Genomic DNA, 14,105 nt, shown 5'->3' on the forward strand with positions numbered 1-14,105 from the left:
GTACCTCTTATATTTTCAGCCAATAGCAAGTGAACTACGAGAGTTTAAAGCGAGCGACGATATCACTCAGTGTCTGATTCATCTCTGATATTCTCTGCGCCTCTTCTAATGCTTGTTGTCCATTGGCATCCAACTCACCAACAATGTCATTGATTGCGCTCATATTGCGGCTTAACTCTTGAGTAACGCTACTTTGCTCTTCTGCGGCTGTCGCAATTTGTGTGCTGAGGTCGTTTATATCCGTCACAAATTGACTCATCACATCGAGACTTTCTGCCACTTCACCAGCCCCTTGCGCAGTTTGGGCGCACTTCTGTTTGGTCGATTCCATCGAGTCCACCACGGATTGGCTGCCACGTAACAAGCTTGCTAGCGCCGCTTCTATTTCTTCAGTACTCGTTTTGGTTCGGCTAGCAAGGTTACGAACCTCATCCGCCACCACCGCGAAACCACGCCCCTGCTCCCCTGCACGTGCTGCCTCAATGGCTGCATTTAGCGCCAGTAAATTAGTCTGTTCAGCGATATCGCCAATCACACCAAGAATGGTATTAATTCCATCCGTCTCGGCCGCCATATTATTTACGTTTCCAGATGCCGTGCTTACGTCTTCGACTAACTCTTGAACATTTTTCTGCGCTTGTGTCACGGTATTCTTAGAAGCGCTACTCGCCTCACTCGCCTTATGAGTCAATTGCGCAGTATTCGCCGCATCCGTTGCCATCGAATCAGCCGTAGAGTTCATCTCCTCGATGGCCGTCACCACTTGCTCTGTCTCTTGAACATGGTTTTGGAGAATAACGCTATTCCTCTGACTTTGATCTTTCATCCGATCGACATTCTCATTGAGATTTTCCGTCATCTGGCGAATCTCTAACATCATGGTCTGCAAGCTTCCGATAAACGAGTTAACACTTTCCGAGATCTCTCCCAAGTCGTCTTTCGTTTTGACTTCGATGCGCTGAGTGAGATCGCCGTTTCCTTGGCTCAGACCAAGCATGGTCTGTTTCAGTACTAAAATGGGTCGGTAAAGAACCTGCATAATTAGCATTGCTAATATCACACTCACCACGGTTGCAATTGATGCCGTGGCGATCGCAGCTTGTTTCGCCGACACCAAATCAGAGAAAACGACGTCTTTCTCAAGCCCAGTTACGAAGTACCAACTTTTACCCGCGACACTGATTTTGTGCGCAAAAAATAGTTTTTCGACGGAGTCAATCTGACCCTCAAATACCGAATCATTCACTCCGATTGACTGGCGAGCAACGTTTGCCAACCAAGCGTATTTGTCTGCCTTCTCTCCCGCCTTAACCAGAGAGAGAGAAGAAGCTAAAACGGTATTATCGTGATTGAGAATCATCGCGAATGCACCAGGAATATCGTTGGCACTTTTTACGATTTCGTTGAGAAACCCGAGCTGCATATCGACTGAGATCATGCCACTCAGTGTCTTGCGAACGATCGACACCCAGTAGGTGTCTCCGTCACTGCTTAAATAGGGCTCCGTCATTGCGGCCGTTGGACTTTGTCTTCCTAGCTGATACCAACTTCGAGTTGTAACGTCACCATTGTATTTATGATTCGGCCACGTGTTTGCTGTCTGGTTCCAGTAGGCATCACCATTAGTAAACGCCACCACAGAACTGTTGAGGTTCATTCCACCCGCTATCAAGTGAGTCAAATCAATAAACTCTTTTTCACTACCTGTGATGGGTTGATTCGCAAACAGCGCCCCAACTTTATCCAAACCCGCCACTTTTTCATTCAGTTTGCCACCGATCTGCTCAGCTTGCTCTTTGACATATTCCTGATTACTTCTAGTGATCAGATCCACCAATGTCTCTTTCTGCTTAACATATGAAACATAGCTCGACACCGTCACAGAAAACACCACCAGCGCGATGATCGATATAAGCAGTAACTTCCTAAACCCTAAATTTCTCATTACAAATTCCTTATTCACTCTATCGCCATAACGACTACAGAGCAGAGCCAGTCACTCGAATTTATTATTAAATCTGTAAGTAAATTGTGGTAGGAATATGATAAAGATCCAGCCTAGAACGCGGGTTCATGTCGCATGATTGCCATTTCTTGGTCTGCAATGCATAAAATCGCCATTAGACATAAAAAAAGCAGCCCTTAGGACTGCTTTCTGCGTAACCCGCTGAGCTTACACATCAAGAGACATGCCTATTTGACTCAATTTGCTTCGGAATTCATCAACGCTAGAGGCTTCATAGGTTGGTGAACCGTTAAAGTACCTTGGTTTTTCTGGTAGCATTGCATTTTTTAGCGCTTTTTCTTGGTCAAGATCATCATGATAAACCGTGACTCGATTTGGGATGTCTTGTTGGAATCTCGCCATTGTGTTCTCCTTTCATCTGACGTTTAAATCACTATTAAGCGTAGAAAACCCCTTGCCAGAGTCAAAGTGAACTTTTGTTGCACATAACCAACAGTCATTAAAGTAACACTATGATTAATAAAATGTTATTGGACATTAAACCTCGATCATCATGACTCAAATAAGTGTAATTCTGTGAGCTTTTACCAACTATTCGCATTGTTCTTTCATAAATCACTCAATACATTGGTCAATGGACAATCTAAGCATGCTGGCTATCCGTTTTTGCCAGTGCATGAGATTTTCTATCAAAACCACATTTTTACCGTCAACTCCCCCATTAGTCATATAAGGATGAATCACCTACTACAGGTATCGACTAGCCCAATATCATCGGACTTTTGGCTAGCGTCGATTATGCAAAAAATAAATATTTATCAAGTATTCACACGCCTGTTTGGCAATACCAAACAAGCGAATATTCCTCAGCAACGTAATCAAGATTTCCGTGAACTTATCACTCGAACTCATAACGCTGGGATGAAAGCCATCAGGGCCACTTATTGATTAATTGAATTATCGCTAAAAAAAAGCCCCAATTAAAAGGAGTTGGGGCGTAAATTGCACCACACTGTTTTTACATTGCTGCTCAATTTTCTCTTTACAGTGGCATTATTACCGCAAAAATACATACAAAAAATGTGCGACGAAGATTATCGATCAATTCATTAATAAAGATGCAAGCATTGAACATAAACAGATCTAATTCGTGAAAGTTTATTTGTAGCTTGTTATTGAACGCTTCCCAAAAACAATAATCTTAAATAGCTAGCTGAGAATAAGTTGAGTCATGTCAACTTTCAAATCGATAAGTTATGTCGATATCCATAGCAGTGCATTACGCTCCCATCGAAAGTATAAAAATTCTGTCATTATGTGACTTTCTGTGAAAAGTGCATATATGCAACCAGTTACACTGCTTGCATATCAGTCTCAAAAAAGGAACAGATGTATGTACGGTGTTGGTATAGGAACTAAAACCTCTACAGGTGGTGAAGTTGTAGAGGGAAATGCAGGCATTAAGTTTAATGGCCTTGTTGCCAGCTCAATAGGTCATCAAGCCACTTGTAATTCGGGTCGTAAGGAATGTAATGGAATAGGTCCCATTGTGCCTGTAGGTCCAAGAGACGTAAACCTACCAGCTGGCCCAGCAGCAAGAATTGGGGATTATGTTGCCTGTGGCTGCCCGCCAAATTCAAATGTTCTCGTGGGTTCAAATTCTGTTTCAGTTGGTGCAGCAAATCCTAGCGGTGTTGCAACCGCAACAGCTCACTCCCTTCCATTAGCTTCTACACAAACTAAAAATGTCGCTAGCCAAGCTGCAACAACTAGCAGTGCTTCGAAATCGGCAGTACGCCTTAACCCGAATAATGCTTATTGGCCACCATACAATCCTTTAGCAAAAGAAGGTGAAAAGAGCTTAGACGTAAAATACACACAAGAAATCGTGAGGTTTGCAGTATTAGAACCAACGGAATGGAAAGTGTTCTTTGATTCTTTTGACTACGTTAAAACCATGAAAGATAAGGTCACACGCTTGTACAACGCAAACTTTACTTCATGGCGGTGTATTTAAAGCCAATAATGCTCAAGTGGTGAAATTAGGCTTGGGAGCGCTAGGTTCGGTCAAAGGAATGACTCAATATGTTAAAGTAACTGCGCCAATGGAAATTCTGGTGGGTTCGGCAGTCAATGTGCTGCAATTCATTGTAAACGATGAATACACATTACAGAAATTGGGTGTTGATGAGGCTAAAATTTTCGTTCACATCTTAGTGACATCAGGCTTGGCTCTGGGAGCCGCGGCTTTATCCCCTGTTTTAGCGTCTACAGCAATGTATTCAGGTATAACCCTTGTGGTAAGCAGTACATTGGTTTGGACAGCAGACAAAATTACGGACTTTGAAAACAAATTTATTCAAAAGGTTATAGAGCTTTCAGAATGATATATAGATTTGCATGGGGGGCGTTTGCTCCTCTATTGATGGCTGGGTATGCTTGGGTATGCGTGCTATTCATATTGCCTTTTTTTAAAGCACAAGATTCAGTGCTTTATGAGCCTATTGGCTATATGTTGGTATTACTTTTTTCGGGATTTTCGGGGCTTTTGGTTGTGTTTGGTCATAGGTTCTGTGAAGTAGTGTTACTTAGAGCACCTGTATTCCCCAAAAAATTGGCCCGAAATTGCTTTGTCATTGGTGCTATAGCAGGTTTTTTGGTTAATCATTTAACTTACATCTTAATTATTCAACCAGAAAATATGATTAAGTGCCCAAACCCAAATGGTTACAAGGAAAATTTGATGACTCAATACGTTACTAATTTTGAGTTTTGTGACAAATAAAGAAACGGTCAAGTTAGTATTCTGGCTTGGTTCTGGCTAGAAGCTCAAAAGTTTGCAATGTTGAGCTGCCTAGGTTCTGCCCCATTTCGCGTTAGGAGCAGTTAATAACAATTACGTGTTCAATACAAACAACACGCCCAACGATACTGTAATTACACACAGTATTCATGCAACTATCCTACATTCAACAGGATCTATAGCAACTGTCGGTAGATCATAATATGCAACTTGTCTTGCATTGAGCTAGATCACTGATTTTTATCATTAACACGCATAGCATCGTTGCATTATGAGTATATTGTAAGGCAGTAACGTGTGTGAGAGCAGCGGTGTTGTGCCGTTGATAAAGCGTTATATGCTAGTCGTTTAAATTTAGAGAGTGATATGTTTAAAAATATTAGAGAGAAACATGAACATCATGTTATGAGTCTTGAGTTGGCTCTAGGTGAATCTGAGTTATTAGGCTTGTCTCCGTCAATTCCTGATTATAGAGCACTTACTCGTCAAGACATGGAAGCGTTATTTCAAATCATTGATAGCGTACAACCTAAGTTAAATTACGACCATATGGCAGGGGCTTGTTTGTATGTGCATTCACATCTAAAAGAAGCATTTGCCCAACAAGGGTATAAATCGGAATTGGTTTTTGGCGATGTACTTGTTAATGGTCAGCCACACATGGGATGCGACTTAGGTACGCTGAAAGACCAGTTAAATACTGGTGTTTCAGATGCATCGCAGAAAGTTCACTGTTGGCTGTTACTAGAAAGTGGGCAATTTTTTGATGCGTCATTGTTTAGAGATATTACTAATGGTTTGTATGCGGCAGAGCTTTATGGCTATGGAAATACTGGACTAGATGGATTTCATTTTGAGTATAGACCAATGCTTTTAGGAGCAGCATTCATTTCAAAAACCAACCCTAACCCGCAAGTGCGCATATAACAAACGACTAAGACATAAAGATACTGTTTCTCATCAGAGGTGAAGGCGTTAGATCTGGCTCTCTAACACGCTTCTGTCCAAAAGCGTGCCAACCTACGATCTAGGACACATTTCTTTTGTCATTAATTGACCTATTTTAACTAATGATTAATTATGCAATTTCTTAACTAGTAGTTTTAGAAGGCAATAACATATTTGGCTTTAGCATGTAAAATATTTATAAAGAAAGATTTATGAGAAAAATTAAAATGATATATTTTGTCCTCTTTGTATGATATGACTATAGATTTAAAGAGCTTATCCATGATGTTACCTATACAACTCTCGACTCAAGAGATACTATAAATATGAAATACATGTTTTCACTTTTAGTAGCGAGTTTACTCACCGCTGCCAGTATTTACCTCTTTTGGAGCTTTAAGCTTTTACCTGATAACATTACACTAACTAACGGTTATGCCTATGCTGGTATTGCTTCAATCGTATTTGGTTGCCTGATTTTTAATGGTAATAAATCCTCTACTAGTTCATCTGACCAAACTAATAGTTTGAGAGTAACTATTACTTTCATTGCTGTTGGCATATTTAACCTTGGAGTCAGTTACTTAATAACGCTTCGATAGATGTACTTTGAAAATACCACTAAAAAAAGAATTGCAACGAATTGGGGGATAGTTGGTATATATGGTGAACTATCCAAAGAAGGTAATGCATAGTTACCCTCGATCTCAAAATAGAGAACATTAACGACGAGGAGAACTAGATTGTGTATGCAGTGGGTAACAATGGATACTCGCAAGCCAAATTTATAAAATATCCATCCTAAAACGCCACCCATAACGGATGCATGCAAAATTTCTTGATGCAAGATACCAAAGCAAAACGATGAAATAAAAATAGAGATGATTAAGCTAAACCTACTTAGGCACTGCTTTAACAGATATCCACGAAAAATCACTTCTTCTAACACAGGAACAAGAACACAAAATAACAAGGCAGACTCAATTACGCTTAACCAGTTTATTAACCCCCCATCATTTTTAAACATAGGCTGATAATAGTTGAGCTGATTTAAGATATAGTTTGAATCAAAGGTGTAAGATAGAGCGGTCGAAAAATAAAAGACAGCTATAGAAAGGGGAAGATATAGAGTCGCTACTGTCATCGATTTTTTAAAAGGTGGAGCAGTAGGAATACCATTATTTGAAAGTGGCCCGAATAGCGCCATAGCGAAAGTAACACGGCTTAAATGAACAATAATCACCCAGTAAGATAAAAGAACACTAACGTCAAACTGTCCAAGTATTTCACTAGAATCGTAGAGAATAAAAAACAAGTGCCCTGCTAGGGGCGAGGCACTTGCAGCTATAAAAATAATTAATATAGCAATCTTTAACATGGTACTAGCGACCACCTCGTCTATCACTTGAACGTTGATCGCCTGGTGAGTTCATATCACTTCGAGAACGTGAGCGTGACCTCGCCGCTCGATCGCCACTTCTATCACGACGCTCTCTGTAACGCTCGTAATTTCTCTTAGCCTGCGCGTTAGACAGGTCACCATAATTACCTGCCAACCAGCCACCCCAACCGCCAAGAGGGCTCGATGCTCCTGTTACCTGTGAGAGAACGCTTTCTGATAATTCTTTCATTGATATTTCCTTATCTAGTAAATGACAATAAACAAATGTAAAGCAAGCACTCGCAATAAATCATTAACACCGAGGAGAACAAAAACTCAAGTTAAACCACAAAATGTTAACAATTTTGGACAGCTGATCACTATAAATGCAGTTCATATATTGATAGATGAACTTTTCGCATTATATTCAGTCGAATTTTTAACCAAAAATCAGACGTAAGGAATGACATTTGTTCAGAAATGAAGCAGTAAGAGCTAAACAGAATCGTCTTCCTGGCAAAGTAACGTTAACGCAGCCATTCTCAGTTTATTTCATATGTAGCTTAGTTTTTGCCATATTTATACTGCTATTAATTTTCTCATTAAACACTCATTACTCACGAAAAGAGACGGTTAAAGGTTACCTGCTTCCAGAGCAAGGTGTAATAAAAGTTTTCTCAGGAAGAAGTGGGATACTAGAGGATTTGCTAGTCTTAGAAGGCGATCATGTCAAAGAAGGGCAAGCACTCGCTAAAATTAGAAACAGTCAAAATCTAATCTCTGGTATTGAGCTATCTGTGGCATTACAAGCTGAACTGTCGAGCCAGATAACATCGCTTAAGGAGGAGTTAAAGTTCTCTGATATTGTTTTTGATAAATCAAAACTCAGCATTGACCGAAAAATGAGGGAACTTGGCCACAGCTTAAGTGCGATACAAAAAGCGATGGTAACAAGCAAGCAGCGCCTTAAATTAAAAGAAGAGCAATACGACAATAATCTTGCTTTGTATAAAAAAGGCTACCTTTCCATGGCTGCTCTTTCGTCTATTCAAGAAGACTATTTGGAAGCTCAGGGTTCGGTAAACAAGTTAGAAACCGAAATGGCTTCAATTTCAGTGGACATCGCTAGCTTAGAATCCCAAAGAATTTCGTTACCGGAAGAGCGAGCGCTAAAACGTACCAGTATCCAAAGACAACTCTCTGTCCTTAAAGCCGATATTGTTCGGCTAAACAATGAGTACGAATTTATTAAAAAGGCGCCTGAGTCTGGCATTGTTACGGCTATACAGCCTTCTATTGGCAGCCAAGTCGACTCAGACAGCCCTATTCTAAGTATCATCCCCAAAAACTCACCACTAATCTTAGAGCTACTTTTACCATCCAGATCTGCTGGTTTTATTCAGGTTGGCGATCAAGTGAAAATCAGATTTGATGCCTTTCCATATCAAAAATTTGGTCTAGTAGAAGGTAAAATTAGCAATATTGATAAAGCACTTATTTTGCCCAGTGATCAGAAGCTGCCGATCAACATAACTGAAGCGATGTATCGAGTCAGAGCTACCATCAACCAACAAGAAATCCACGCATATGGTAAATCATTCCCTTTAAAAGTTGGGATGATAGCTGAGGCTGATATTGTTCTTGATAACCGCTCACTTCTCGAGTGGTTACTCGACCCCATATATGCCATTAAGGGAAAGATATAATTTATGGATACTACGAAAAGCAGCAATGCTACTAATCCTTTGGACTTGTTGACATTTAACGGGGCCAAAAGAGTTCCTCTTATCCTTCAATCTGAGGCATCAGAATGTGGTCTTGCCTGCCTGGCGATGGTCTTATCTTTTTATGGTCAAATGGTAAACCTTTCATCACTACGTAAACATGTGGTTGTTGGTTCTCAAGGAATGAACTTAAGACAATTAATGTCGGTTGCGGGTGCCATCAATCTATCATCAAGAGCATTGCAGTGTGATCTAGAAGAAATAAAGCTTCTGAAATTGCCGTGTATTCTTCACTGGAATCTTGATCATTTCGTTGTGTTAACGGGTGTGAGTAAAAAATGGTTATCAATAAATGATCCGGGGCAAGGAAAAAGGAAAATTTCGTTACAAGAGTTTAGTGAATGCTTCACAGGAATAGCGTTAGAGTTAACGCCAGCGAGTAAATTCAAAAAACAAGATACCAGAGTGGCGATGAAAATAAGTCAGCTTTGGAGCAAAATGACCGGGCTAAAGAGCTCCCTTATCTCCCTTTTTTTTGTGTCAATCGTCATACAGGCTTCTCAGCTGATATCACCATATTATCTACAATGGGTGATTGATAACGTACTACTTAGTAACGATAAACCCCTCTTACAAGTAATGGCGCTCGGTTTTGGACTTTTAGCCCTTATTCAAGTGGCAGTTAAGTGTGTAAGAAGCTGGCTTATTATTAGGTTAAATTGCGCAATCAACATCCAGATGGGAGCGAACTTGTTTCATCATCTAGTCAGACTACCCTTAGACTATTTTGAAAAAAGGCATATAGGAGATGTCGTTTCTCGGTTTAATTCACTGAACACAATTCGTGAGTTTCTTACGCAAGGAATCATTGAGTCATTAATTGATGGGCTAATGGCGATTGTTGTGCTCGTTATGATGTATGTGTATAGCCCAAGTCTTACTTTTCTGGTAATAGGTTTTGTTTTTGCATCGTTTGTCATACAAATGGCTTTTTACTATCCGAACAGACGAGTTACAGAAGAATCGATCGTCACGGGCGCAAAGGAAGATTCTATATTTTTGGAGACCATAAGAGGCATCCAAACGATAAAGCTGTTTAGTCACGAAACCGCAAGGCAAAACACATGGCTTAATCGATATGCCGAGGTCATAAACACGGATATTCGCTTGGGTAAGTTAAGCATTGCGGAAGATAGTCTTGAAAATTCACTTAACAGCTTAGAGCTAATATTAGTCATTTATCTTGGGGCGTTGATAGTGATGGAAGAACAACTATCCGTAGGAATGTTGATAGCATTTCTGGCTTATCGAAGCCAATTTACTTCCAGTATTTTTTCCCTAATAGATAAATTAATAACATTTAAGTTAATAGGTTTACATTTAGAGCGATTGTCAGACATCACTTTCGAGGAAACCGAAAATGATGATGGTTCAGTCATTCTTCCTCATTCTGTCCAAGGCCATATAAAAGTGAGTAACTTATGGTTTCGATATTCTGACAATACAGACTGGATACTGAAGGATATTTCATTTGAGATTGCGCCTGGTGAGAGCGTCGCTATCGTCGGCCCTTCAGGTTGTGGCAAAACAACATTACTCAAACTTATCCTTGGACTGTTAAAACCAAATAGAGGCAGCATTTATATAGATAATGTAAATATCAAGGAGGTGTCAGTAACAAGCTACAGAGGTGTACTGGGTAGTGTAATGCAAAATGACAGTTTGTTTTCAGGAACCTTAACCGAAAACATCACAATGTTTGATGTGGATAATTTTCAAGAAGAAAAAATGGTTAGATGTTGCAAGACGGCCTGTATTTGGGACGAAATAAATCAATTACCTATGGGATTTCATACTCAGGTTGGAGATATGGGAAGCAGCTTCTCGGGCGGCCAATTGCAGCGGATTTTCTTAGCTAGGGCTCTCTATAAGGAACCAAAAGTTTTATGCCTGGATGAGTCTACAAGCCATTTAGACTCAGACAATGAGAAAATGATAAACGTAAATATAAACCAACTCAAAATAACCAAGATTGTGATAGCTCACCGTAAAGAGACCATCAGTTCAGCTAACAGAGTCATAAATTTAAATCCTAATTCTATGACTCAAGCTGAAGAGTACTTTAATCAACCAACGAACAGTGCTTGCTAGAAATACGCTAAATGAATATATAATGACTAAAGCTTATAGAAAACGGTCATCTAAAGTAAAGGGGCTTTGTTCAAGATACTTTTTCTAATGTTATAAAGCTGCTTGTAGCAATGTACGTAAATCATTTATGTCCAATAACTTGCTGGCTCTCACTTCGCAGAGATGCAAAACAAACGCTACGCATTCGCTCGTAGCAACCAAGACCAAGCTATCACCATTGCCTGCAATTTCAGCCCAGAGAATGGCAAAAATATTGAGCTTGAGATCCCGATGTCGGTGAACAAGCAATGGCGCTTATCAAACGGTCGTTACCCACTAGTCGATAAGCTCAATCAGCAGGGTTATCTACTGGAAGTGACGAGTCAACGCAAACCTAGCCTATTGCGATTGATATAGCTTTTACCTATAAAATGGATTGATCTGAGCCTAATCTTTGCCGAGAGATCATCTCTCGGCTTGACTACAAATGAGCTCCATCAGAGTTTGTGTGGGCTCAGTGAACTTGCCAATTTTAGTGTAGATACCAACCTGACCCAGTTGCTGTTGATTCACCCACAACATTTTCAAACCCGCCCGTTCAAAATGCGCCTTCATCTCTGAGGTATAAGGCATGATCGCATTGCTCATTTTGACCAGATCAACGCTCGCCGAAAGAGAATCAAGCTCATACGTCACTCGCGTATCACAAGCTGCAGCGCTAAATAGTTCGGCACCTTCCTCCGTTAATACATCCCCATGACGAGCATGATCGGGAGTAACCTTAACCAGCGGATAGTTCACTGCTTTTTCGACAATATTGTCCTGATCCAGTAAGGGATGGTTGGGTCTAACATACCAGGCTTCACGCTCTTGAAATAAAGGGGTAAAACGAACCCGATACTGAGAGTTAATGCCGTTAATTTCATGGCCTACAAACAGGTCAATTTCGTCATTAATCAAGTGGTGTAACATTGACAGACCATTACCAAATTCAACGTGCATCGAGCTGTTTGGAAACTGTCGAGTAAACTCCTCAATAGCCTGCGCCGCAAAACATTCCCACCAAGCCTCGCCCACACCAAGCTTAACTTTACCACTGCTTCGCATCTTCATATCAGACAACTGATGAATCATCTGAGTGTGCTTCTCTTGTACATCCTGCACATAACCCAAGTAAACTCGCCCATATTCAGTGAGTTCAACTCCTTTCGACTTGCGAATGAACAAGTCCGTACCCAACTGCTGTTCAAGCTTCTTGATTGCTGTTGTTAGTGATGGCTGACTAATAAAAAGCTTATCTGCGGCAGCCTTGATGCTCCCCTGTCGGGCAACTTCGTAAAAATAGCGAGACTGTTTATCCATGATCAACCCCTCCTCAGAATAGAGGTGTGAGAGTAACTTTTGATATTGATTTTTTCTATATCAAAATTCAAATAATCAATTATTTTTGTCGCCAAGAATTCGCTATATTTCCCTCAAGATTTCGAATATTAGGGCAGCAAAATGGACAAACGTTGGTGGCATAACAGCGTGGTATATCAAATCTATCCACGTAGTTTTTGTGATTCAAATGACGATGGCATCGGTGACCTTCAAGGCATTATCAGTAAACTCGATTACCTCCAAAATCTGGGAATTGACGTGATCTGGCTTTCTCCAGTCTATCAATCTCCAATGGACGACAACGGATACGATATTTCAGATTATCAGGCAATCGCTCCTGAGTTTGGCACCATGGACGACATGCGAGCGCTCATCGAACAAGCCAAACAGCGTGGTATCCGCATTGTGATGGATTTGGTAGTAAACCATACCTCGGATGAACATCCATGGTTTGTCGATGCAAAGCAAAGTGCAGACAGCAAGTATCGCGATTTTTACATTTGGCGAGATGCGAACGCAGACGGCACGCCACCAAGTGATATCGGCTCTATTTTCGGAGGCAGCGCTTGGCAGTGGGACGAGCACAACCAACAATACTACTTTCACCTATTCTCAAAACGTCAGCCTGACCTTAACTGGGAAAACCCGCAACTTCACGAACACATCTTTGCGATGATGAACTGGTGGATTGACCAAGGTATTGGCGGCTTCCGTCTTGATGTCATCGATCTGATCGGTAAGGAGATCGATAAAGGTATTACTGGGAACGGTGAACGTCTACACCCTCTGTTACAACAAATGAATCAAGCCACCTTTGGCAGCAAAGACCTTCTAACGGTGGGAGAAACTTGGGGAGCAACACCTGAAATTGCCAAATTGTACAGTGACCCCGCAAGGCAGGAATTGTCGATGGTATTCCAGTTTGAGCACATTACACTGACCTGGCAAGACGGCGATAAATGGCAGCCCATTCCACTCGACCTAAATAGGTTTAAGCAAGTTCTCACCAAATGGCAGGTCGAACTCAACAACCAAGGTTGGAACTCACTGTTTTGGAACAATCATGACTTACCGCGTGTTGTGTCTAAATATGGATGCGATAAACAATACCGAGTTGAATCAGCGAAAATGTTGGCAACCACGCTGCACTTTATGAAAGGGACACCTTATATCTATCAAGGTGAAGAGATTGGCATGACCAATGTGGCCTTCGATACCATCGACCAATATAAAGACATCGAAACGCTCAATTTTTACCAAGTGAAAACCGAATCAGGTACAAGTCACGAGCAGATGATGGCGGCAATTCACCAAAATGGCCGTGACAATGCACGCACACCGATGCAATGGAATAACGACAATCAAGCGGGTTTTACCAACGCAACACCTTGGATTGAGGTTAACCCGAACTATCCAGAGATAAACGTCGCTGCAGCACTGGAAGATCGCCACTCCATCTTCTACCACTACAAGCAACTGGTATCCTTGCGTAAAGCCCACCCTGTCATCGTCTACGGTGATTTCATTCCGCTGCTCGAACAACACCCACAAGTGTTTGCCTACGAAAGAAAAGATGATCAACAACACTTTGTGGTCGTCAGTAATTTTAGCGCCGAGACGCTTATCGTCCCATTACCAAGTCACCTACAAAGTCGTAAGGTAACCACCTTAATTACCAATAGCGCGGCACTTGCAGAATTAGGGAACTCACTCACGTTGAGCCCGTATGAATCTTTTGCCCTAGAGCTATAAAAAAACACCGGACAAGAG

At 41.1% G+C, this 14,105-nt stretch carries 14 protein-coding genes; 9 read left to right on the forward strand and 5 right to left on the reverse strand.

Annotated elements, in window-relative coordinates; all coding sequences use genetic code 11:
- Nucleotides 1–34: 34 nt before the first annotated feature.
- Nucleotides 35–1,945, reverse strand: coding sequence for a methyl-accepting chemotaxis protein (locus ACQEXP_RS05375; RefSeq protein ID WP_269375016.1), 1,911 nt, complete (start codon nt 1,943–1,945; stop codon nt 35–37).
- A 228-nt stretch (nt 1,946–2,173) separates the two neighbouring features.
- Entirely contained in the window at nt 2,174–2,368 is a 195-nt protein-coding gene (locus ACQEXP_RS05380; RefSeq protein WP_269375017.1) for a hypothetical protein, read from the reverse strand.
- Between the two features lie 174 nt (nt 2,369–2,542).
- Here ACQEXP_RS05380 and ACQEXP_RS05385 point away from each other — a divergent pair, with 174 nt between their 5' ends.
- From ACQEXP_RS05385 to ACQEXP_RS05405, 5 genes are all read left to right on the forward strand, one after another.
- Entirely contained in the window at nt 2,543–2,914 is a 372-nt protein-coding gene (locus tag ACQEXP_RS05385) for a hypothetical protein (protein ID WP_426968649.1), read from the forward strand.
- Nucleotides 2,915–3,359: 445 nt separating this feature from the next.
- The gene (locus ACQEXP_RS05390) at nt 3,360–3,983 is read left to right on the forward strand and encodes a PAAR domain-containing protein (protein ID WP_426968651.1); all 624 of its coding nucleotides are present in this window, start codon (nt 3,360–3,362) and stop codon (nt 3,981–3,983) included.
- Between the two features lie 19 nt (nt 3,984–4,002).
- Nucleotides 4,003–4,353, forward strand: a complete 351-nt coding sequence (locus tag ACQEXP_RS05395) for a hypothetical protein (RefSeq protein ID WP_426968653.1) — start codon at nt 4,003–4,005, stop codon at nt 4,351–4,353.
- Entirely contained in the window at nt 4,350–4,751 is a 402-nt protein-coding gene (locus ACQEXP_RS05400) for a hypothetical protein (RefSeq protein ID WP_426968655.1), read from the forward strand. The genes ACQEXP_RS05395 and ACQEXP_RS05400 overlap by 4 nt, the downstream gene beginning before the upstream one ends.
- A 384-nt stretch (nt 4,752–5,135) precedes the next feature.
- Nucleotides 5,136–5,696 carry a hypothetical protein gene (locus tag ACQEXP_RS05405; RefSeq protein ID WP_110415740.1) on the forward strand — a complete coding sequence of 187 codons (561 nt, stop codon included), beginning with the start codon at nt 5,136–5,138 and terminating at the stop codon, nt 5,694–5,696.
- Nucleotides 5,697–6,297: 601 nt separating this feature from the next.
- On the opposite strand, the gene ACQEXP_RS05410 is transcribed toward ACQEXP_RS05405, so the two are convergent.
- Both ACQEXP_RS05410 and ACQEXP_RS05415 read right to left on the reverse strand, forming a co-directional pair.
- A complete protein-coding gene (locus tag ACQEXP_RS05410; protein ID WP_426968657.1) occupies nt 6,298–7,095 on the reverse strand; it encodes a CPBP family intramembrane glutamic endopeptidase in 798 nt (265 codons plus the stop codon).
- A gap of 4 nt (nt 7,096–7,099) precedes the next feature.
- Nucleotides 7,100–7,348 (reverse strand): hypothetical protein, encoded by a 249-nt coding sequence (locus ACQEXP_RS05415; protein ID WP_426968659.1) that lies wholly within the window; start codon nt 7,346–7,348, stop codon nt 7,100–7,102.
- A 220-nt stretch (nt 7,349–7,568) separates the two neighbouring features.
- Here ACQEXP_RS05415 and ACQEXP_RS05420 point away from each other — a divergent pair, with 220 nt between their 5' ends.
- The 3 genes from ACQEXP_RS05420 (at nt 7,569) to ACQEXP_RS05430 (ending at nt 11,369) form a co-directional block, all read left to right on the forward strand.
- Entirely contained in the window at nt 7,569–8,804 is a 1,236-nt protein-coding gene (locus ACQEXP_RS05420) for an HlyD family secretion protein (RefSeq protein WP_426968661.1), read from the forward strand.
- Between the two features lie 3 nt (nt 8,805–8,807).
- Nucleotides 8,808–10,973, forward strand: coding sequence for a peptidase domain-containing ABC transporter (locus ACQEXP_RS05425; protein WP_426968663.1), 2,166 nt, complete (start codon nt 8,808–8,810; stop codon nt 10,971–10,973).
- A 162-nt stretch (nt 10,974–11,135) separates the two neighbouring features.
- Complete coding sequence (locus tag ACQEXP_RS05430; RefSeq protein ID WP_426968664.1) at nt 11,136–11,369, forward strand: hypothetical protein; 234 nt, start codon at nt 11,136–11,138, stop codon at nt 11,367–11,369.
- A 48-nt stretch (nt 11,370–11,417) separates the two neighbouring features.
- On the opposite strand, the gene ACQEXP_RS05435 is transcribed toward ACQEXP_RS05430, so the two are convergent.
- Nucleotides 11,418–12,314 (reverse strand): LysR family transcriptional regulator, encoded by an 897-nt coding sequence (locus ACQEXP_RS05435; RefSeq protein ID WP_426968666.1) that lies wholly within the window; start codon nt 12,312–12,314, stop codon nt 11,418–11,420.
- 141 nt (nt 12,315–12,455) lie between these two features.
- On the opposite strand from ACQEXP_RS05435, the gene ACQEXP_RS05440 reads away from it, so the two are divergent.
- Nucleotides 12,456–14,087: a glycoside hydrolase family 13 protein gene (locus tag ACQEXP_RS05440; protein ID WP_426968668.1), complete on the forward strand. Its 1,632-nt coding sequence runs from the start codon at nt 12,456–12,458 to the stop codon at nt 14,085–14,087.
- The last annotated feature ends 18 nt before the right edge of the window (nt 14,088–14,105 follow it).

It is taken from the genome of Vibrio sp. TRT 1302 (assembly GCF_050113875.1).
In the GTDB taxonomy this organism is placed as follows: Bacteria; Pseudomonadota; Gammaproteobacteria; order Enterobacterales; family Vibrionaceae; genus Vibrio.